The 20,726-nt window shown below is 72.3% G+C and carries 21 protein-coding genes; 3 read left to right on the forward strand and 18 right to left on the reverse strand.

All coding sequences use genetic code 11. The features are described 5' to 3' along the window. The first annotated feature begins 117 nt into the window (after window positions 1-117). Window positions 118-1,101, forward strand: coding sequence for a tetratricopeptide repeat protein (locus ETD83_RS21455; protein WP_138646929.1), 984 nt, complete (start codon window positions 118-120; stop codon window positions 1,099-1,101). Between the two features lie 31 nt (window positions 1,102-1,132). Here the strand turns inward: ETD83_RS21455 and ETD83_RS21460 are convergent, their stop codons facing one another. Further along, window positions 1,133-1,987 carry a helix-turn-helix domain-containing protein gene (locus tag ETD83_RS21460; protein ID WP_138646930.1) on the reverse strand — a complete coding sequence of 285 codons (855 nt, stop codon included), beginning with the start codon at window positions 1,985-1,987 and terminating at the stop codon, window positions 1,133-1,135. A gap of 116 nt (window positions 1,988-2,103) precedes the next feature. Further along, window positions 2,104-2,982: an alpha/beta fold hydrolase gene (locus ETD83_RS21465; RefSeq protein WP_138646931.1), complete on the reverse strand. Its 879-nt coding sequence runs from the start codon at window positions 2,980-2,982 to the stop codon at window positions 2,104-2,106. A 69-nt stretch (window positions 2,983-3,051) separates the two neighbouring features. Between ETD83_RS21465 and ETD83_RS21470 the strand changes: the two genes are divergently transcribed. Next, window positions 3,052-3,732 (forward strand): glycerophosphodiester phosphodiesterase, encoded by a 681-nt coding sequence (locus ETD83_RS21470; protein ID WP_138646932.1) that lies wholly within the window; start codon window positions 3,052-3,054, stop codon window positions 3,730-3,732. A gap of 76 nt (window positions 3,733-3,808) precedes the next feature. On the opposite strand, the gene ETD83_RS21475 is transcribed toward ETD83_RS21470, so the two are convergent. From ETD83_RS21475 to ligD (ETD83_RS21510), 8 genes are all read right to left on the reverse strand, one after another. Beyond that, complete coding sequence (locus tag ETD83_RS21475; protein WP_138646933.1) at window positions 3,809-5,365, reverse strand: DEAD/DEAH box helicase; 1,557 nt, start codon at window positions 5,363-5,365, stop codon at window positions 3,809-3,811. A gap of 450 nt (window positions 5,366-5,815) precedes the next feature. Next, complete coding sequence (locus ETD83_RS21480) at window positions 5,816-6,133, reverse strand: GlsB/YeaQ/YmgE family stress response membrane protein (protein ID WP_205717800.1); 318 nt, start codon at window positions 6,131-6,133, stop codon at window positions 5,816-5,818. 151 nt (window positions 6,134-6,284) lie between these two features. Beyond that, on the reverse strand, window positions 6,285-6,509 hold the full coding sequence (locus ETD83_RS21485; RefSeq protein ID WP_138646934.1) for a DUF3107 domain-containing protein: 225 nt from the start codon (window positions 6,507-6,509) through the stop codon (window positions 6,285-6,287). A gap of 147 nt (window positions 6,510-6,656) precedes the next feature. Next, complete coding sequence (locus ETD83_RS21490; RefSeq protein ID WP_138646935.1) at window positions 6,657-7,286, reverse strand: TetR/AcrR family transcriptional regulator; 630 nt, start codon at window positions 7,284-7,286, stop codon at window positions 6,657-6,659. 213 nt (window positions 7,287-7,499) lie between these two features. Next, entirely contained in the window at window positions 7,500-7,721 is a 222-nt protein-coding gene (locus ETD83_RS21495; RefSeq protein WP_138646936.1) for a hypothetical protein, read from the reverse strand. Window positions 7,722-7,759: 38 nt separating this feature from the next. After that, a complete protein-coding gene (locus ETD83_RS21500) occupies window positions 7,760-9,094 on the reverse strand; it encodes a dihydrolipoyl dehydrogenase family protein (RefSeq protein WP_230421065.1) in 1,335 nt (444 codons plus the stop codon). A 131-nt stretch (window positions 9,095-9,225) separates the two neighbouring features. After that, complete coding sequence (ligD, locus tag ETD83_RS21505; protein WP_138646937.1) at window positions 9,226-10,134, reverse strand: non-homologous end-joining DNA ligase; 909 nt, start codon at window positions 10,132-10,134, stop codon at window positions 9,226-9,228. A 15-nt stretch (window positions 10,135-10,149) separates the two neighbouring features. Further along, window positions 10,150-11,124, reverse strand: a complete 975-nt coding sequence (gene ligD, locus ETD83_RS21510; RefSeq protein WP_138646938.1) for a non-homologous end-joining DNA ligase — start codon at window positions 11,122-11,124, stop codon at window positions 10,150-10,152. A gap of 112 nt (window positions 11,125-11,236) precedes the next feature. Between ligD (ETD83_RS21510) and ku the strand changes: the two genes are divergently transcribed. Continuing rightward, window positions 11,237-12,139, forward strand: a complete 903-nt coding sequence (gene ku, locus ETD83_RS21515) for a non-homologous end joining protein Ku (protein WP_138646939.1) — start codon at window positions 11,237-11,239, stop codon at window positions 12,137-12,139. Between the two features lie 149 nt (window positions 12,140-12,288). Here the strand turns inward: ku and ETD83_RS21520 are convergent, their stop codons facing one another. The 8 genes from ETD83_RS21520 to ETD83_RS21555 all read right to left on the reverse strand — a co-directional run bounded on the left by ETD83_RS21520 (window position 12,289) and on the right by ETD83_RS21555 (window position 20,657). After that, window positions 12,289-12,807, reverse strand: a complete 519-nt coding sequence (locus ETD83_RS21520) for a superoxide dismutase family protein (protein WP_138646940.1) — start codon at window positions 12,805-12,807, stop codon at window positions 12,289-12,291. A gap of 153 nt (window positions 12,808-12,960) precedes the next feature. Next, on the reverse strand, window positions 12,961-13,263 hold the full coding sequence (locus tag ETD83_RS21525; RefSeq protein ID WP_138646941.1) for a hypothetical protein: 303 nt from the start codon (window positions 13,261-13,263) through the stop codon (window positions 12,961-12,963). Window positions 13,264-13,328: 65 nt separating this feature from the next. Further along, entirely contained in the window at window positions 13,329-14,423 is a 1,095-nt protein-coding gene (locus ETD83_RS21530) for a sensor histidine kinase (protein ID WP_205717801.1), read from the reverse strand. Next, a complete protein-coding gene (locus ETD83_RS21535) occupies window positions 14,420-15,106 on the reverse strand; it encodes a response regulator transcription factor (RefSeq protein WP_205717802.1) in 687 nt (228 codons plus the stop codon). Before ETD83_RS21535 ends, ETD83_RS21530 begins: the two co-directional genes overlap by 4 nt. 122 nt (window positions 15,107-15,228) lie before the next feature. Continuing rightward, window positions 15,229-16,608: a cation:proton antiporter gene (locus tag ETD83_RS21540; protein ID WP_138646942.1), complete on the reverse strand. Its 1,380-nt coding sequence runs from the start codon at window positions 16,606-16,608 to the stop codon at window positions 15,229-15,231. Then, complete coding sequence (locus ETD83_RS21545; RefSeq protein ID WP_205717803.1) at window positions 16,580-17,983, reverse strand: cytochrome P450; 1,404 nt, start codon at window positions 17,981-17,983, stop codon at window positions 16,580-16,582. The genes ETD83_RS21540 and ETD83_RS21545 overlap by 29 nt, the downstream gene beginning before the upstream one ends. 23 nt (window positions 17,984-18,006) lie before the next feature. Next, window positions 18,007-19,044 carry an alpha-hydroxy acid oxidase gene (locus tag ETD83_RS21550; protein ID WP_205717804.1) on the reverse strand — a complete coding sequence of 346 codons (1,038 nt, stop codon included), beginning with the start codon at window positions 19,042-19,044 and terminating at the stop codon, window positions 18,007-18,009. A 38-nt stretch (window positions 19,045-19,082) separates the two neighbouring features. Then, entirely contained in the window at window positions 19,083-20,657 is a 1,575-nt protein-coding gene (locus tag ETD83_RS21555) for an NAD(P)-binding domain-containing protein (RefSeq protein ID WP_230421066.1), read from the reverse strand. Window positions 20,658-20,726: the final 69 nt, after the last annotated feature.

Genomic DNA, 20,726 nt, shown 5'->3' on the forward strand with positions numbered 1-20,726 from the left:
GGGTGCACCGGCGCGCCGACGCCCACGTCCTGACGTGGTGGATCACCGCCGACTCCACGGCGGGCATCACCGCGGGGCTGGCGGAGCTGGCCGGGATGCTGGTGCCGGAGATGACCCGTGGCACACCGGCTGCGGGAAGGCTGGTACGACCTCGTCCCGGCGCTGATCGAGCTGGACGTGCTCAGCCCGTCCGCGGCACGGGAACTGATCGCCCGCATCGTCGCCGACGGCCGCCCTGCCGGCGATCTGGACGGCGCCGCCGAGCTGTGCGCTGAGCTGGGCCATCTGCCCCTGGCCGTGAAGCAGGCAGGTGCGTACATGCGGCAGACGCACCCGTCCCCGGCGGCCTATCTGGAACTGCTGCGCACCGACCCGGCGGCGTTGTACGGCCAGACCGCCCGCGGCGCTGATCCGCAACGCACCATCGCCCAGATCTGGCGCCTCACCCTGGACCACCTGGCCGCAACCGAACCGCTGACCGGGGACCTGCTACACGTCCTGGCGTGGTGGGCGCCCGAGGACATCCCCCGCGGCCTGCCCGGCCCGCTGGGCGACCCACCGTGCATCGCCTGGTGCAAGCCGTCGCCCGAACGAACCCCCGACCCTCGCCCGGTCGAATACGACGGCGACCCCCACCGCCGTCCCGACGACATCGACCACGCCCGCACCCAGGCCGCCACCCTGCTCAACCACGCCCGTCCCGCCGGGACCAGCGACCCGGCCCAGTGGCCTGCCTGGGAGAACCTGCTTCCCCACATCACCGCCCTGGCCGACCGCACCACCACGGACACCGACACGATCGACACCGCGCTCCTGCTCCACGGGGCCGCCTTCTTCCTGGACGGCCAAGGGGCGGCGAATCGCGCCCTCACCTACTTCCGGCGCGCTCTGCTCGCCACCGAGCGGGCGATGGGCGACGACCACCCCGAGACGCTGACCTGCCGAAACAATCTCGCCTACGCATACCAGGGTGTTGGCGATCTGGGGCGTGCGATTCCGCTTTATGAGGAGGCCCTCGCCGATTGCGAGCGGGTGCTCGGCGGCGACCACCCGATCACCGAGTTGGTGCGTGGACACCTGGAAGCCGCGCGGGACAGTTAGCGACCGTTGACGTCGGTCGAGTCGGACGGCGTCACCTGGGGGCCGGGCGCTTTCGGTTCAGGGCGTCGCGGTGGGCTTCCAGGAGGGCGCGGGAGTCTTCGGGGGAGAGGGCGACCTCTTCCAGCTTTTTCCAGGTGTCCCAGAGGTCGACCGGGGAGGCGTCGATGCCGAGGGCGGTGTAGACGACGGAGATCCGGTCGGTGATGTCGGGGAACTCGAACACGTCGAAGGAGCCGTGGAGCCCCGCGTGGACGCCGTTGGACGTCGGGATGACGCGGACGGTCGACCGGCCGTCGTCGGAGAGGTCGAGCAGGTGGGTGAACTGGGCGCGGATGACGTCCGCGGGGCCGTTGTGGCGTTCCAGCATGTACCCGTCCAGGATCACGTCCAGGGTCCGGGGGAGGCCGCCGGGACGGTGCTGCTGGCGGTTGCGGAGCAGGTCGAGCTCCTGCTCCACGTCCAGCCTGGGGAGGTGGTAGCCGAAGACCAGGCGGGCGTACGCCTCGCAGCGCACGAGCTCCGGCATCCGCGCGATGCCGAAGGTGTGGACGAGCGAGGACTCCGACTCGACGGTGTAGAGGTCGCGGACGAGCGCCTTCAGCCTGCCGACGTGTCCGGCGAGCCAGGGCGGGCCGTCCGGGCGGGACGCCAGGTCGACCAGGACGTCGCGGATCTTGCGCGGCACGCCGTAGGCGTCCAGGATCTCGCCGATCTCGGCGGGAGTGACCTGACCGAAGCCCGTCTCGACGCGCGCGAGCCAGTCGGCGTTGCGGCCGAGGTGGGACGCCGCGTCGAGGTAGGAAAGCTCAAGGAGTTCCCGGATCTTCCTTAGGTGCTGCCCCAGGCTCCGGGCGTTGATGTTGGGGGCTCGGTAGTCCACCGGCATGTGCCCAGCCTAGGTCGAATCCGGCTTCAGCGAGCAGTCTTCCAATAGCCGACCGTGGTCAATGCAGGAAGAGGAGGGGGTGCATCACGGAACGTGATCAATCGCTGTCTGTTTTCTTACCGGCAGGGGTGTTCTGCCTGATTCCAGAACGCGGTCAGGGCCGTCGCGGTGGTTTCGGGCGCGTCCCAGGCGGGGGAATGGGCCGCGCCGGGAATGACCACCTTGGACGCGTTGAGGCGCTCGGCCATCGCCGCCTGGGCGGCCGGTTCCCAGACGTCGTCGTTCTCGCCGTAGAGGACGAGGGTGCGCAGGCTCGTGTCGGCGCAGTGCTTGGCGAGGTCCTCGACGTGGTCGGGGGAGGTGAGGATCTCGTTGGCCATGCAGGCGAGGCCCGTCTCGGAGTTGCCGAGCGTGCGGGCCTTGATGAAGGCGACGATCTCCGGTTCGAGGCCGCGTCCGGTGTAGTCGGGCTCCAGGGCGATCTCCCAGATCGCCTGCATGCCGAGCTGCGGGACGGCGTCGCGCAGCGACTGGGCCTTCGTCGCGGCCTGGCCGGTGACGGCGCACGGGCCGGAGCTCATCAGGGTGAGCGATGCCGGGCGGACCCGGTCGGCGAGCACCGTCTCGCGGCTCACCAGCCCGCCGAACGAATGCCCGACCAGGTGGACGGGGTCGGGGCCGAGCGTTTCGAGGAGGGCGGTGAGGTCTTCGCCCAGCGCGGCCCGGGTGTACGCGGACTCGTCGTCCGGGCCGATCGACTCGTACTGGCCGCGCATGTCGATCGACACGACGCGGCGCCCGGACGCGGCGAGGGTCTGCAGGACGGCGAGGAAGTCCTCCTTGCTGCCGGTCAGGCCCGGGACGAGGAGGGCGGGACGGCGTTCGGGCACACCGGATCCCGGAAGGGCCTCCAGGGCGGCGAAGGGGCCGCGGGACGTCTCGATGGTCGTCCGGCGAACACCAGGGGGCAGCTTCAGGAACCGGGGCGTACTCACAGGTGACCACCATAGTCAATGCGTCAGAGCGGGGCCCGGGTGAAGATCTTCCGGTGGTAGCGTCGCAGAGTGCGTCCCAAGCCTGCCGTCTCCGCGCATCGCCGCGACGAAGCGGGCCTGACGGGTCTCACCGAGGCCGTCGAGTCCGGTGCCGAGTACGTAGAGATCGACATCCGGCGGACGGGGGACGGGCGGCTCGTCGTCCATCACGACCCGGACCTCGCCGGCCTCCCCCTGAAGCGGCTCGGCTACGAGCGGGCGCAGGAGCTGTCACCGCGCCCGATCCCGCTGGTCAGCGAGGCCATGGACATCATCGCGGGACATGCGCGGGGCCACCTGGACCTGAAGGAGCGCGGCTGCGAGCACGAGACCGTGGCGCTCGCCATGGAGGCGTTCGGGCGGGACGGCTTCGTCGTCACCACCCGGGAGGTGCTCTCGCTCGTGGAGATCAAGAAGAGTTTCCCGGGCGTCCGGACGGCGCTGTCGGTGGGACGCAACCTGTGGGAACGCGGGGTCGCGCATGACTTCGCACCGCTGCGGCTCATCCGGAAGGCGGGGGCCGACATGGTCGCCGTCAACTACCGGCTGGCCCGCGTGGGTGTGCTGCGGCAATGCGGCCGCGCCGGGATTCCCGCCATGGTGTGGACGGTCAACGCCGAGCCCGTGATGCAGCGGTTCCTGCGCGATCCTCGGGTCGCCGTCCTCGTGACCGATCATCCGGCCACGGCGCTCAAGCTGCGCGACGGCTGACCCTGCGCGGGCCCGCTGAAGGCGGGCAAGAGAAAACCGCGAGACTGGGCGGGAGTCTCGCGGTCGGCTCCGTCGGCTAGGCGGTCTGGGACTCGGCGGTGTCGGCCGCCGGCTTGCCCGCGCGGGTGCGGCGCCGGGGGCCGCGGCTGCGCTTGCGCTCGGTGGCGACGGCGTCGACGACGTTGTCGTCCGCCGCGGGGGCCTCCGATTCCGACGCGGTCGCCTCCACCGGCTGGCCCGCGCGGGTCCGCGCCCGGCTGCGCTTGCGGCGGCGGGGCCGCGGGCGCTCCCGGTCACGGTCACGGTCACCGGCGCGGACATGGCTGCGGACCTTGCCGGTCTCGCCGATGTCCTCCAGCTCCTCGGCGTCCAGCCCGGCGCGCCCGTTCCGCAGCTCCGCCGGCAGCCGCCCCTTCGTGCCCTCGGGGATGCCGAGCGTCGCGAAGAAGTGCGGGGACGTGGAGTACGTCTCCTCCAGCTCGGCGAACGGCAGCGCGAGCGTCCCGTTGATCAGCTTCCAGCGGGTGATGTCGGACCAGTCGACGAACGTGACGGCGACGCCCTCCTTGCCCGCGCGGCCGGTCCGGCCGATGCGGTGCACGTAGGTGTCGGCGCTGTCGGGGCACTCGTAGTTGACGACGTGGGTGACGTCGTCGACGTCGAGGCCGCGGGCGGCCACGTCGGTGGCGACCAGCACCCCGATCTTGCCGTTGCGGAACGCGCGGAGCGCGCGCTCGCGCTGGCTCTGCCCGAGGTCGCCGTGCACGGCGGCGGCGTCGAAGCCGCGCTGTGCCAGGTCGGCGGCCACCCGGTCGCAGGCCCGCTTGGTCTGGCAGAAGACCATGGTCAGACCACGGCCCTCGGCCTGCAGCAGGCGGGCCAGCATCTCCGGCTTGTCCATCTGGTGGGCCTGGAAGACGTGCTGGACGACCTGCGGCGTCGCGTCCGACTCGGTGTGCGATTCGGCCCGGACGTTGGTCGGGCGGGTCAGGTACCGGCGCGACAGCGCGACGATCTCGCCCGGCATGGTCGCGGAGAACAGCATCGTCTGCCGCTGGGCCGGGATCCGCTCGATGATCCGCTCGATGTCCGGCAGGAAGCCGAGGTCGAGCATGCGGTCGGCCTCGTCCAGCACCAGGATCTCGACCTTGGAGAGGTCGAGGTGCTTCTGCTTGACGAGGTCGAGCAGCCGGCCCGGCGTGCCGACGACGACGTCGACGCCCTCGCGGAGTGCGGCGATCTGCGGCTCGTAGGCCCGGCCGCCGTACACCGACAGCACGCGGGAGCCGAGCTTGCCGCCGGCGACGAGGAGGTCGTCGGTGACCTGGAGGGCCAGCTCGCGGGTCGGCGCGACGACGAGGGCGCGCGGGGCGCGCCCGCCGTGCTCGATGCGCTGCAGCAGCGCGGCGCCGAACGCGAGGGTCTTGCCGGTGCCCGTACGGGCCTGGCCGATGATGTCGTGTCCGCCCAGCGCGATCGGCAGGGCGAGCTCTTGGATGGGGAACGCTTCGGAGATGCCCTCCGCTTCAAGGGCATCTGCTATCTCGGGGACGACCCCGAGTTCACGAAAGGTAGTCAGGGCTTTCAGCCTCCAATATGCGGGGTCTCCACTCCCGGGTGCGGCGCGGCCCATCGGAGGGCGGCGCCGTTTCGGGCGCGCCCGCCGATCGCTCTTCTCATGGCCGCGCGCTCGCGCGGGAGGGACCAGCCGTTGCTCAAAATGTTCCGGCGACCGCAGTCAGGGGTCGAAAGCAGTCACTCGCTGTGGCTGCGTGCGGTCACACTCCGCGACGCAGTGTACCGACCGTTGATTGCATACACCAATACCCGATCAGTAGACCCAACGTTTGCATGGTTTGATCTATTCCGCGACGTGCTCGCCAGGGCCTATGCGCCGCTGGAGACGCGTGTGACGGGGCTGCCGGCGGCGCCCGCGGAACGGCCACTTCCGGACACCGGCGTGTCCGGGGACGGGGAAGGCCCCCGCCGGCAGCAGGCGGGGGCCTTCGGCCTGGTCGCTTCGGCCTTCCGGAGCGGGACGGTTTGCGGGGCGTCCCGCTCCGGGGCGGCCTGACCGGCCTGACTAGTAGGTGCGGCGGCGGGGGCGCCAGCCGTGGCGCCGGCTGAGCGGGCTGCGGCGCCGGCCGAGGCCGCGCGTGTTCGCCGACGCCAGCGTGGCCACGCCGAGCGCGGCGATCAGCACGGCGAACACGAAGGCGATGAAGGCGCCCGCGCCGAGCGCGTCCGCGATGACCCCGCCGACGATGGCGCCGGCGATCCCGACGAGCACCGTGAGCAGGACGCCGATCGGGTTGCGACCGGGGACGAGCAGCCGTGCCAGGGCTCCGACGACGGCACCGACGACGATGAACCAGAGGATCGTCGTGAGCATGTCGATCATCCATTCCTCTTCCGTGGGCCGATGGCCCGTGGTCGAAGATCGATGTGCCCTGGGTGCCAGGATCAAACAAAGCGCAGGTCAAGCCTCCGCCAAGTGGCGAATCGCGGCGCGGAGCCGCTCCTGCGCACGGCGTGGGGGCCGCTCCGGGGTGCTAGGTGCCGAAGCCGACGCTGCGCTGCTCGTCCTCGACGATCTCCAGGTAGCCGACCCGCCCGGCGGGGATGAGGACCCGGCCGGCGCGGCGGTCCTGGAGGACGAACACCCCGTGCGGGTCGGAGAGCGCGTCGGCCAGCGCGGCCTGCACCTCGTCGGCCGACTGCCGGGTGTCGACCACGAGTTCCTTCGGAACGTTCTGCACGCCGATGTGAACCTGCACGCGTTGCTCCCGTCGTCCGTCACGGCCCGCCGACCGCCGGCGGGCCCGTCTCGATCTCGATGTTCGCATGCGGACGGGCCGATGCGCCGTCGCGGGGTTCGGCCCAGGGTGAAACCGGCCTGGCCGGGCGGCCCGGCCGGGCCGATGTCAGGCGTTGTCGCCGGCGCGGGGGAAGCCGGAGATGCCGCGCCAGGCCAGCCGGGCGATGATCTTCTCGGCGGTGTCCTTGGGGATGGCGCGGTGCTGGGACAGCCAGTAGCGGGCGCTGACCTCGGCCATGCCGACCAGGCCCATGCCGAGCAGGTGTGCCTCGGCGCTCGGGGCGTCGGTGTCCTCGGCGATGACCTGGGCGATCATCTCGGCGCACTGCTGGTTGGCGCGGTCGACGCGGGCCCGGACGGGCGCGACGTTGCGCAGGTCGGACTCGAAGACCAGGCGGTACGCCTCGCCGTCGCCGGCCACGAAGTCGTAGAAGGCCCGGATGCTCGCCTGGACGCGCAGCTTGTTGTCCGTGGTGGCGTCCAGCGCTTCGCGGACGATCTTCACCAGGGCCTCGGCGTGCTCGTCCAGCAGGGCGAGGTACAGCTCCAGCTTGCCCGGGAAGTGCTGGTAGAGCACGGGCTTGCTGACGCCCGCACGCTCGGCGATCTCGTCCATCGCCGCGGCGTGGTATCCCTGCGCGACGAACACCTCCTGGGCCGCGCCGAGCAGTTGCCTGCGGCGCGCCAGCCGCGGCAGCCTCGTGCCGCGGGGGCGTGCGTCCGGGGTCGCGGTCACCACACTCTCCGATCACCGATGTGTGCGGCGGATGGGGGGCGTCCGCCGCGCGGGAACAATCCCATCATCCTACGCGTGAGTAACTCCGCCGGTCACGGGCAAAGCCCGCCGACGTCCTTCACGCAGGTCAGTCTATTTCCGGCGCGGGGGCGCGGGCATCCCCACCCCGATCTTCGGGCAGCCGCGCCTCCCGCCCGCCGGGTGCGCGTCCGGTCAGCGGTAGTCGTCCTCGTCGAGGCGGACCTCGCGGCGCTGCTCTGCCGCGTCCGCCTCGTTGACGTCGTCCGGGACCTGCGCGAACCACTCCCGCGGGCCCTCCTCCTCGTCGAGCGCGGCGCGCTGCTCGGCGGCGTCCGCCTCGTTGGCCTCACGGGTCTCGCCCGCGCCGGCGGCCTCGTCGGGCGCCGGTTGTTCCAGGTCGTCGGTCTCGCTCATCAGCGGGTCCTCCTCACGCGTCCATGTGGGGGGCTGCCTCACACGTGCCCGGCCAGTTCCCGGAGCGGCGCCTCGACGGACTCGCCGTAGGTCGGGAACGCGTGGACGACGTCGGCGAGCAGGCTCAGCGGCGTCTCCGCTCGGATGGCCAGCGCGATCTCGCTCATCCACTCCTCGGCGTTGAGTCCGGCCGCGGCGGCGCCGATCAGCAGCCCGCGGGAGCGGTCGGCGTACAGCTCCACCCGGCCGCGTTCGTCGGCTTCGACCGCGGCCCGGGCCGTCGCGGCGAGGTCGTACCCGGCGGTGAGGAGGTCTATGCCGAGTTCCGCCGCCTGCGTCGGCGTGACGCCCACGGAGTAGACGGTGGGCGTGGTGTAGACGACGCGGGGGATCGCGCGGTAGTCGGCCTCGCGGCGCTGCCCGAGGAGGTTGGACAGCACCACCCGCGCCTGGTAGCGGGCCGCGTGCGTGGTGCGCGCGACGCCGGTGACGTCCCCTGCCGCCCACACACCCCCCGTGTCGGACTGTGCCTGGCATGTGTCGTCCACGGGGATGCCCTGGCCGGGCGAGACCGCGATGCCGAGGTGTTCGAGGCCGAGGCCCTCCACGCGGGGACGGCGTCCGGCGGCGACGAGGATGCGGTCGGCGTCGAGCGTGCCGCCGTCCGACAGCCACAGCCGCAGCCCGGTGTCCTTGCGCTCGACGTTGGCGAGCGCGGCGCCGAGCCGCAGGTCGACACCCATCCGGCGGAGCGCGTCGGCGAGCACCTCACCGGCGAACGGCGCCTCGGCGGTCAGCAGCCGCCCGGACGCCTCGATGACCGACACCTGCGACCCGAACGCCGCGTACACCTGCGCCATCTCGCAGCCGACCGGGCCGCCGCCGAGGATCACCAGCCGGCGCGGCAGGTCGGGGACGGACAGCGCCTCGCCGCTCGTCCACACCGGGACGTCGGCGAGGCCGTCGATGGGCGGGATCACCGGCTCGCTGCCGGTGCAGACGACCAGGTCGCCGAAGCCGTGGACCCCGCCGTTCACCGGGCCGTCCACCTCGATCCGCCCCGGTTCGAGGACGCGGCCCCGGCCGCGCAGGACGGTCACGCCGTCCTCCGCCATCCGGGCGACGGCCGGATCGTCGCCGCGGCGGCCGGTCAGCTCGTCCCGGCGCGCGACGGCCATCTCCCAGGTTTCGCCGCGCCGCGCCGACAGCAGCAGCGACTTGGACGGCACGCACGCGAAGTACGGCGACTCCCCGCCGACGAGGCGGTTCTCGACGAGCGCGACGTCGCGGCCGGCGCGGCCGAGGCCGGACGCCACCAGCTCGCCCGCCGTGCCCCCGCCCAGCACCACGGCGTCGTAGTGGTTCTGCGACAACTTCTCTTCCCCTTCCGGCCACCTGCTGTCCCCCCTGACATGGTGGCGGAACCCGGCGGCGGAGAGTGCCGGTTCGGCCACTTAGGGCACTCGGCGTGGGCCAAAGCGCTGCAGGGGAGTCGCGGAGGGCTTCAGGGGAGGGGCTGGCGGTCCTTCAGTAGCGGCTCCAGGAGGTCGCCGTGCTCCTCGACGCGGTCGAGCATCCCGGCGGGGGTGAACGTCAGGTCGGCGGCGCTCTCGCAGGCGCCCAGCTCGTCCCAGGTGACGGGCGTCGAGACGGACGGACGGCTCGCCGCCCGCAGCGAGTAGGGGGCGACGGTCGTCTTGGCGGGGTTGTTCTGGCTCCAGTCGACGAAGATCTTGCCCTTGCGCAGCCGCTTGTCCATCTTCGCGACGACGAGGCGGGGATGCTCCTCGGCGAGGCGCTGCGCGGCGGCCTTGGCGTACTCGGACGTCTTCTCGGCGCTCTTCGGCTCCTTGACCGGCACGTACAGGTGCAGGCCCTTCTTGCCGCTCGTCTTCGGGTACGACTCCAGGCCGTCCTCGGCGAGCAGGTCGCGGAGCAGGTGCGCCACCTCGCATGCCTCCACGATCGTCGCCGGGGCGCCCGGGTCCAGGTCGAAGACCACCAGATCGGGATTGTGCACCTTGTCGCGCGGCCCGACCTTCCACTGCGGGACGTGCAGTTCCAGCGCGGCGAGGTTGGCGCACCACACGAGCGTCGGCAGGTCGTCGACGACGACGAAGTCGAGCGTGTCGCGCCCGGTGGAGCTGCCGGGCGTCGGGATGGTCGCCGTCCGCACCCAGTCCGGGGTGTGGGACGGCGCGTTCTTCTCGAAGAACCTGGTGCCGTCGACGCCGTCCGGCCAGCGGATCCGGGTGGCGGCGCGGTCCTTCAGGTGCGGCAGCATCACCGGGGCGATGCGGGCGTAGTAGTCGATGACCTCGCCCTTGGTGAAATCCGGGTAGAGGCTCTTGTCGAGGTTGGACAGCGACAGCTTGCGTCCGTCGACCTCCACGGGCGTCCGCTTGGCGTTCATGGGCGCATCCCACGGTCACTGTTCACTGGTGACCTCCAGAGGGTCCTTGTCGTCGCGCAGGCCGCGCCAGGACGGGAAGCGCAGGCGGCCGTCCCTGGTCCTGGCGCTGTAGGCGACCTCGCCGACGAGCCGCGGCTCGACCCATTGCGCGTCGCGGGCGAACTCGCGCGGGACGGCCTCGTCGTAGGGGCTGGTCGGACGGCGCAGCGGCCAGAGCGTCTCGTACAGCTCGTCCAGGGCACGGTCGGAGAAGCCGGTGCCGACATGCCCGACGAAGCCGAGCATCCCTTTGACGTCGTACTCGCCGAGGAGCAGCGAGCCCACGCCGCCTTCGCGCCGTCCTTTGCCGGGCTTCCAGCCGCAGATGACGACCTCGCGTGTCATGAAGTTCTTCACCTTGCGCCAGAAGTCGACGCGGCGTCCGGGACGGTACGGGGAGGTCAGGCGCTTGGCGAGCACGCCCTCCAGGTGCTGCTCGCGGGTGAAGGCGAGCAGCTCGCTCACCTGGTCGGTGTCGCTTCCGTGCAGGTAGGGGGGCACCTCGACCGGACCGGTTCCGGCGAGGTCCAGGTCGGCCAGCAGGGTGCGGCGCTCGGAGTACGGCATGTCGTACAGGAGGTGCCCGTCCAGGTACAGGACGTCGAAGACGACGTACCTGACGGGGACCTCGCGGATCAGTCTCGGGTCGGGGTGGGCCACGTGCATCCGGCGCTGGAGGCGTTCGAAGCTGGGGCGGCCGTCGTCGAAGGCGACGACCTCGCCGTCCAGGATCACGTCGTGGGTGGGCAGGAGGTCGGCGAGGGCGGACAGCTCCGGGTAGCGGCTCGTGACGTCGCCGCCGCGCCGGCCGCCCGCCCGGACGCCGTCGGCGGAGACGTGCGACAGGACGCGGACGCCGTCCCACTTCAGCTCCAGACCCCATTTCTCGCCGTCGGAAGGGAGGTCCCCGGTGGCGGCCATCATCGGCTCAACGGGCCACGGCATGGTCATACCGGCGTCTTACCCGGTCCCGCCCCACGGAAAAGGATCAAGGGCCCGCTGTGGCGCAAATCGAACGCGATTGCGACGCTAGTGGCCGGAACGCACTGGGTAAGGACTGGTCATGCGCAGTATCTGGAAGGGCGCCATCTCGTTCGGGCTGGTGACGATACCGGTGAAGCTGTATTCGGCGACCGAGCAGAGGGACGTCAGCTTCCACCAGGTGCACAGGGAGGACGGGGCGCGCATCAAGTACAAGCGGGTCTGCACGGCCGACGGCGAGGAGGTGTCGTACTCCGACATCGCGAAGGGGTACGAGCTGCCGAGCGGGGAGATGGTCGTGCTCACCGACGAGGACTTCGCCGAGCTGCCGCTCTCGTCCAGCCGCCGGATCGACGTCCTGCAGTTCGTGGAGCGGGAGGAGGTCGACCCGATCTACTTCGCGAAGTCGTACTACCTGGAGCCCGACACGCAGGGCGCGAAGCCGTACGTGCTGCTGCGGGACGCGCTGGAGAGCTCGGGGCAGGTCGCGATCGTCAAGATCGCGATCCGGCAGCGGGAGTCGCTGGCGACGCTGCGGGTCCGGGAGGGCGTGTTCGTGCTGGAGACCATGCTCTGGCCGGACGAGGTCCGCACCCCCGACTTCGCGTTCCTGGACGAGGACATCGAGGTCCGCAAGCAGGAGCTGACGATGGCGACCTCGCTGATCGAGTCGATGGAGGGCGAGTTCGACCCGTCGGAGTACAAGGACGCCTACCGGGAGGCCCTCCAGGCGGTGATCGACGCCAAGGTCGAGGGCAGGGAGGTCGCGCGTCCGGCCGAGGAGGCCGCGGAGGAGCCCGCGGCCGACCTCCTCAGCGCGCTGCGCGCCAGCGTCGAGGCGGCGAAGAAGAGCCGCGGCGAGAAGGAGGGGAAGGCCGCGGGGTCGTCCCGGTCCTCGGAGAAGAAGCCCGCCGCGCGGAAGCCGCCGTCGAAGTCCGGGACGAAGAAGGAGCCCGCGAAGGGCCGCGGCCGCAAGTCGGCCTGACCCCGCCGCAGGCTCGGCCTTGCGGCCGCGAGTCCGGAGTGACCCGCCGCTGGGCCAGGTCGGCGGCGGGTCGGCTCACCCGGCTGGAACGAGATGCTCGGGGGCCCCTGAGTTTCAGAAGGCCCTGTGGTTCAGAAGGGCTCTGTGGTTCAGAAGGGCACCGTGGTGCAGATGTTCCGCGCGCCCGCGCCGCCCGTGGCGGGGTCGGTGGGCAGGGCGTGGACGATGACCGAACCGGCCGCCTTCTCGGCGACCCGCCACGGCACGACGTCGCCGGAGTGGGCGGTGCCGTCCTTGGCGACCGTGACGTCGAGCCAGATCTCCATGTGCTCCATCGGCAGGTCGTGGGGGCCGTCGGGGTTCATGTAGTGCGGCCCGGCGTCCTCGCCCTTCGGCCCGCACGGGTTCACGTGGACGTGGACACCGAACTTCTTCCCGGCGGCATCCGCCGGGAATCCGGTCGCCCGCAGGAGCACGCTCGTCGTGTCCTTGTCACGGACGACGGTGATCTTGGTCTTGACGTCCTTGTACGCCTGGTCGTAGACGTAGGACGGGCCCTCGACCTCGATCCTGTCCTGGCCGGCGTTCGCCATGGCGGGGCTGGCGAACGTGACGAGCGCGGCGCCTGCGGCCGCCAGCGGGACGGCGGCGCGGACGGATGGTCGCATGACGGTCCTCCGGGTTGCGGGAGTCGAGCGGGAGCGCCGCGGGCACCGTGTTCGGCCTCGGTGCCCGCTGCTCGGTGGCTCACGATCATGCCCACCCGGCGGGGAATCTCACCCGGCCCGTCTGCGAGAGGCGGGGCCCGTGCGACGAGCGGATCAGTTGTCGCGGCGGGCGGCGAGGACGCCGCCGAGCGCGGCCGCGGCGGCCGCGGGGTCGGCGCAGGAGGCGATCCGCTCGCCCCAGGCGTAGAAGTAGGACCAGCCGGCGTCCGGCCGCTCCCGGGTGGCGATGACGCTCTCGTTCAGCGCCGGCGTCCGCGGGTCGGCGACGAGCGCGGAGGGCCGGCGGTCGTGCGGTGCGGCCACCTCGACCGTCCAGCCGCGGGAGCGCAGCTCGGCGGTGAGGTGCTCCAGATGCCCGAGCGCCTCCTCCGCCTCGGTGATCACCTGCACGGACATGATGCCTCCAGGAAAAATGCGCGAACGAGAAGAATGCGCGAACGGCGCGGGGGGTGGAATTGGCTTCAGTGTCCCGGCGGGTGAGGGAGATCACAAGCGGTTTGGGCATATCCGTGCGGGGCCGCAGGGAGGCGGACGGTGAACACCGCACCGGCCCCAGGACGGCCGTCCGCGCTGATGGTGCCGCCGTGGCCGTCCACGACCTCGCGGGCGAGGGCGAGACCGAGGCCGAAACCGGCCGTACCGCCGGGCGGGCCCGTCCCGCCGGGGGCTCTGGGGACGCCGGGCCCGCCGGACGAGCCGTTGGGGAAGCCGTGGAACAGGCGCTCGGCGTCCCGCGGGTCGAAGCCGTCGCCGTCGTCGCGGACGGTGAGCTCCACCGCCGCCCGCGTGCGCGACAGCGTCACGAGGACGCGGCCGCCCGGAGGCGTGTGCCGGACCGCGTTGTCGACCAGCGCGGACAGCACCCGCCGCAGCGCCGGCTCCGACCCCCGGACGACGAACCGACCGCCGCCCAGCCCGCCGTACCCGGCCCGGCCGCCGTGTCCGTGCCGACCGCCGTGCCCGTGCCCGCCGCCGTCCGGCCCGACCTCGATCGTCACGCCGCGCTTCAGCGCGCGGGCCGCCTCGGCCGCCGCCAGCTCGTCGGCGAGCGCGCCGAGGTCGACCGGGCCGAGCGCGGCCGGGCGCCGGCCGAGCCGGGCCGACACCAGCACGTCCTCGACGATCTCGCCGAGCTGGCGGGTGCCGGTGACGAGCCGGTCGACGTCCGCGGTGGCGTCCGCCCCGGTCCGCAGGCTGCGCGCGGCGAGCTGCGCGCGGGTGTGCAGGCGGGTCAGCGGGGCACGCAGCTCGTGACCGACGTCCGCCGCGAACCGGCGGCGCCGGTCGAGGGCCTCCTCCAGCGGCGCGAGCGTCCGGCGGGCGATCGCGCGGCCGGTCAGCAGCGCGACGGGCAGGCCCGCGACCTCCGCCGCGGCGAGCCGCCGCCGGAGCCTGCGCCGGGCGGCGGTGTCGAGCCGGGCGGCCGCCCGGCGGTAGCCGAGAGCGCCGAGCGCGGCGAGCGGCAGGACGAGCGCCGCCGCGATCTGGACGGTGACGCGGCGGCGGGCCCGGGCGAGCAGCCGCCGGTCCGGATCGATGACGTCCCGCCCGTTCACAGCTTGCCCAGGCGATATCCCACGCCCCGCACGGTGCGGACGACGTCCGCGCCGAGCTTGGCGCGCAGGTAGTAGACGTAGGTGTCCACGATCGACTCCGTCCTGGCCTCGTCGAACACCCGCTGCCGCAGCGAGGCGCGGGTGTGCACCTGGGCGGGACGGGTCGCGAGCGCCATCAGCAGCCGCGCCTCCCGCCCGGACAGCTCCACGTGCTCGCCGGTCGGCAGGCTGACGAGCCGGGAGCGCGGGTCGAGCCGTCCCGCGCCGAGCGGCAGCACCTGCGCCCGGTCGAGGTGCCGGCGGTGCAGCGCCCGGACCCGGGCGAGCAGCTCGTCGATCTCGAACGGCTTGACGAGGTAGTCCTCGGCGCCCGCGTCCAGCCCGGCGACCCGGTCGGCGAGCGACCCGTACGCGGTCAGCACGAGCGCGGGGGCGGTGATGCCCCGGCCGCGCAGCCGGCGCAGCAGCTCGACGCCGTCGAGCACGGGCAGCCCGCGGTCGATGATCAGCGCGTCGTAGTCCCGGCTCAGCCCGAGATGTAACCCGCGCTGGCCCTCGGCCGCGAGGTCGACCGAGTATCGATGCTCGGCGAACAGACCGCCGAGCATCCGGGCGAGCTCGCGGTCGTCCTCGACGATCAACAGCCGGCGTGGCGGGTCGCCGGGGCCCGTTGGGTCGGCCACGGTCCAACGCTCCCACCGCCGCCGCCGGGCCACCAGAGCCCGGACAGTATTGGACAATTTTCTTTAAATTTGAACCGAAGCGGCCCGGTGCTCGTCTTGGTCGGCGCCCGCCGGCGCGGCCGTCAGGCGGGCTGCGCGGCGGGCTCCTTCTCCTCCGGGACGAGGTCGCGCTCCAGCCGCTCCGGCAGCGCCAGCCGGTAGAGCGGGACGGCGCCCGCGGTCGTGATCACCGCGACGAGCACCAGCATCGCGAACAGCTCCCGGGTGATCATGCCCTGCGCCAGCCCGATGTTGATGAAGATGAGGATCATCAGGCCGCGCGCGTTCATCAGCCCGCCGACCGCGTAGGAGTCGCGCCAGCCGAACCCGAGCCCCCGCATCGCGAGCGCGCAGCCGAAGTACTTCCCGCAGAACCCGGCGGCCATGATCGCGAGGAAGGCGAGCACCAGGGTGACGCCGGTGATGCCGCCGAGCTCGGTGTTCAGCCCGGAGAAGGCGAAGAAGACCGGCAGCAGCAGCGTCGAGACGACGCCCATCATCCGCGCGTGCAGGGCCTCGCGGAACGCCCGGTCGCGGGGCATGGCGAGCCCGGCGATGAACCCGCCGAACACCGAGTAGACCCCGATCCAGTCGGTGATCCAGCCCGCCGTCAGCGGCACGATGACGACGATGTACAGGGCGGTCGCGCTGAGCGTGCCCGTCCGGGCGACCTCCCGTCCGAGCGGGCGCAGCGCCCGCGCGACCACCAGCAGCATCACCGCCGCGAACACGGCCGCGAGCGCGATGGTGCGCAGCGCCGAGCCCGAGCCCGTGCCGAGATGCCACGCCGACAGCACGGCGAGCAGGCACCAGGCCGCCGCGTCGTCGATGGACGCCGCCAGCAGCGACAGCCGTCCGAGCTGCGAGTTCTCCAGGCCGCGCTCGTAGAGGATCCTGGCCAGCATCGGGAACGCGGTCAGCGACAGCGCGCCGCCGACGAACAGCGCGAACTGCCAGCGTCCGACGTCGTCCCGCGAGAGCGTGCCCCACAGCATCGCGCCTACGGCGAAGCCGAGCACGAGCGACGGCAGGATCCCCGACAGGGCCAGCACCGACGCCCGTTTCCCCTCGCCCGGCGTCCGGGCGCCGTGGTCCAGGCCCGCGCCGACGAGGAACATGTAGAGGGTCAGCCCGATGGTGCTCACGATGTAGAGGGTCGGGACGACCTCGTCGGGGAACACCTCCTCCTGCGCGTCCGGCCACACCGCCCCGAACAGGGTCGGGCCGAGCAGGACGCCGGCGACCATCTCGCCGAGCACGCGCGGCTGGCCGACCATCCGCGCCAGGCGCCCGCACACGCCCGCGGCGATCAGGATGACGACGAGCGCGGGCAGCACCTTGAGCGTCAGCGCGAGGTTGGGATCGACGGGCGCCGCCGCGAGAAGACCGGCGGGCGCTGATGCGAGAACGTCGGCGGGCGCTGATGCGAGCGCGTCAGCGGGTGCCGCTGCGAGAAGATGCATGGCTGGTCTCCAGTTGTGCGAAATGGCGTTCGCAGAGCCGCTGCCGTCGCGCGTCCCACACCATGTAGGTGCCGAGGACGAGCTGGACGAGGCTGCGCCACACGTCCTCGGCGCGGTCCCTTGCCCACATGAACAGCAGCACGGTCCGGTGCGTCCAGGCCCGGCCGTCCTTCCGGGCCCCCCGGGCGGAGGGCGCGTGGCGGGGGACGAGCAGGCACGGCCCCCGGTTGGGCATCGACCTGGTGTGCGCCGCGGACGAGGCGAGCGCGTACCGGCGCAGGACCTCCCGCGCCGCGACCCGCATCGTGATCGGCGCGAGCCGCCAGGCAGGGCAGGGCCGGTTGGCGGCGATGCCGAACGGGATGTGGTTCAGCTCCCTGGCGGCGGTCCCGTCGCGGAACCTGTCCGGGTCGAAGCGGCCCGGGTCGGCGAACCCGGCGCGGTGGAACTCGGGGTAGCCGAAGCAGAGCACCGAGCCCTCGGGGAGGGACGTCCCGTCGTCGAGGTCGATGTCGCCGGTGGTGATGCGGTGCGCGACGCCGAACAGCGGGTAGAGCCGCATCGTCTCCTGCATCACCGCGTCGAGGGCGCGGTCGTCGCCGGTGAGCGCGGTCGCCGCCGCGTCCGGGTGCCGCGCGAGGACCATCAGCAGGTGCGCCATCGCCTCCGACATCTGCACGACGGCCGTGTTGAAGAACGTTCCCTGCAGGTAGAAGGCGCGCTCCTCGCCGGACAGCCCCTCTGGCAGCGGATAGCGGACGTCGTCCAGCCGCCCGGCGAGGTAGCGGGTCAGGCGGTGGCGGCGGCCCATGTGGCGGAGCCCGCAGCACTTCAGCGCGGTGACGACGTCGTCCGCGTTCCCGACGATCAGGTCGCGGGCCGTCCGGGGGCAGGGCTCGCCGAACACCAGCTCGTAGTAGAACTCGGCCCAGACCGGCATCATCAGGTCGCGCAGCCGCACCAGCCGGGCCGCGTCCCGGTGCCGTGTTCCCTTGCGCACGGCCTGCTCGCGCAGGACGCGGGTAACGCAGCGGTGCGCCAGCTCCTCCGCCTCCGCGCGCGGGACGGCGAGGTACCGGCGCGTGGTCCGGGCGACCTCGTCGTAGCGCTCGCCCGCCTCCAGGTGCTCCTGGTGGACGTGGGCGCCGGGCGACAGCCAGTACCAGAACAGGTCCGACAGCGCGGCGCCCTTGCTCCGGCCGCCCGCCGCCGGGTGCCCGTACACCTCCCTGAAGCGTTCCACGCCGATCAGGTCGCCGGGGACGGCGATGCCCTCGTCGCCGTTGATGCGGGCGAACAGCCGTCCGCGCAGCGCCACGATCCGGCCGGGCAGCCACCACGGCAGGCTCAGCACCGCGGCCACCACGGCAGCCACCACAGTGACCGTGATCAGTGCCGTCACCATGGCCGTCTCAGCCGCCGCACCATGCCGGGCTCCAGGTCGTGGACGGACGCGACCCCGCACAGGGCCAGCGCCTCCTCGACTTCCGCCCGGAGGAGTTCGAGGACGCGGACGGCGCCCCTCTCGCCGTCCGCGCCCAAGCCCCAGACCACCGGACGTCCGACCGCGACGGCGGAGGCCCCGAGCGCCAGCGCCTTCAGCACGTCGGTGCCGCGCCGGACGCCACCGTCCAGCAGCACCGGTGCCGCGCCGCCCACCGCGGCCGCGATCTCCGGCAGGACGTCGACGGTGGCCGGGACCGTGTCGAGCTGCCGACCGCCATGGTTCGAGACGATCAGCGCCGACACGCCATGGTCGAGTGCCGTCCGCGCGTCGGAGGGGTGCAGCACGCCCTTCAGCACGATCGGCAGCGACGTGATCTCGGTGAGCCGCGCGATGTGGTCCCAGGAGATCGCGGGGGAGAAGACGATCGGCCGGATCCGGTCGCCGTCCCGCATGTTCTCGCAGCGCAGGCCGCCGGGGAGGTCGTGGAAGCCGTTGCGCTCGTCGCGCCCGCGCGTGCCGAAGACCGGCGCGTCGACGGTGACGACCAGCGCGCCGCACCCGGCGGCCTCCGCGCGCCGGACGAGCGTCTCGGTGAACGCCATGTCCGGCTGGACGAAGAGCTGGAACCACAGCCGGGCCCCGGGCGCCGCGGCGGCCACGTCCTCGACCGCCACGGTCGAGGCCAGGCTCACGATCATGATCGTCTCGGTGGTGGCGGCGGCCCGCGCCGTCGCCCGCTCGCCCTCGGGGTCGGCGAGGCAATGGAACGCGGTCGGCGCCACCAGCACCGGCATGGACGCGCTTCCGCCCGGCAGGGTGATGCCCAGTTCCGGCTTCTCCACACCGCGCAGGACGCGGGGGAGCAGCGCGAGCCGCCCGAACGCGGACTCGTTGGCGCGCAGCGTGATCTCGTCGCCCGCGCCGCCCGCGAAGTAGTCGTAGTGCACCGGATCGAGCCGCTCGCGGGCGGCGGCCTCGAACTCCCGCACGCCGGCCGGTTCCGGTGCCGGGTTTGACGGCCGCATGGTCAGACCGGGGCGGGCGCGGTCTGCCGGGCGAAGAACGCCCGCAGCGGCTCGACGTGGACCTCGTCGGACGTCCACTCGTTCTCGAGGTTCTCGGTGACGTGGTGGACGGCCGTCACCACCCCGCCCCGGTGGTGCCGGACGATCGGGTGCAGGTAGTGGCCCTCGTGCGCGCTGCCGGAGTCGCTCTGGCTGATCCGCGCGACCGAGACGTCGAACGGGTCGATCTTGTCGTGGTCGGGCCCGTAGTCCAGCGTGATCGTGAAGAAGCCGCCAGGACCGGCCTCGGAGACGGGCGCGTCCCGGTAGTCGGCCGGCAGTTCCTCCAGGTAGCGGGCCCCGCCGGCGTCGTCCAGGACGATCATGTCGGCGAGCGTGCCGAACTGCTGCCACAGCGCCGAGCTGCGGTTGACCCGGGCCAGCACCGCCGCCGCGAGCTCCTTCGGATCGGTGGTGAGCGTCTGGCCCGGCCACTCCGCCGCGTGGTACCGGTGCTCCATGATGCGGTGCAGCGCCCGCGTCCCGTACCGGAAGCCGTGGATGAAGCCGCTGGTCCCGTGCTTGAAGTCGCGCGACTGCGTCAGCGTCCCGGCGAAGAACAGGCCGGGGACGTTCACCGACTCGTACGCGGGCGTGAGCGCCGGGAACCGGTCGTTGATCGTCAGTTCGGGGCGGCAGCCGTCGCCGAAGACGGAGGCGTCGACACGGAAGCCCGTGCAGACGATCACCCGGTCGTACGGGATGTCCTTGGTGACCTCGTCCACGCGGGTGAACGCGACCGTGGCCAGGTAGCCGCCGTCCGCCCGCCGCTCGATGCGGCGGACCCCGCCGTCCAGGATCGCGTTCTGCGACTTCAGCTGGTAGGTGTCGAGGAAGTTGTTGTTGACGGCGCGCAGGTGCCCGACGAAGTGCGTCCGCCACGCCATCCGGAGGGAGCGCGGCCCGGCCACGTGGATCACCGCGGCCGTCTCGATCAGGTTCTCCGCCGTCTCGAACGCCGAGTTGCCCTTGCCGAGGATCAGCACCCGCTTGTCCCGGTACTCGGCCGGGTCGGTGGAGTGGTCGCCGTAGAGGTCGGCGGTCTCGATGCCCGGGATCGGCGGGACGTTCGCCCGGGTGAAGCCCGCCGCGATGATCAGCCGCCGCGCGCGCCGGGTCTCGCCCCGGTCGTCGGCGACCTCGAAACGGCCCTGGTCGTCCCGCGTGATGCTCGCGGCGCGGGTGTTGTAGGCGATGTCGAGCCGGCAGCGCTCGGCGAAGTCGGCGAGGTAGCGGACCATGTCGTCGGCGGCGGGGAAGTAGCGGTCGCTGTAGCGGGTGAACAGCAGCTCGGGGTCGTCCGACAGCAGCGAGTTCCAGTCCATCCGCAGGTTCAGCTCCGGGTCGTCGGTCCCGGTGTGCTTCTTGTTGGTCGAGATGAGCTGGCGGTGGCGCGGGAACGTCCGGAAGAACATTCCCGGTGCGGGACCCGCTTCCAGGATCAGATACCTCCGCCCGGCCTTCTTGAGGAGGTAGCCCAGCTGGAGGCCGGCCGGACCGGCACCGATGACCAGGTAGTCCAGGGTTTGGTTCGCCACGACACCCTCCACCACGACGACGATGTGATTGAACGGTCAACCCAAGTGAAGGCGGCGAATCTCAGAGGT

The sequence above is a fragment of the Actinomadura soli genome (assembly GCF_005889715.1).
GTDB lineage: Bacteria > Actinomycetota > Actinomycetes > Streptosporangiales > Streptosporangiaceae > Spirillospora > Spirillospora soli.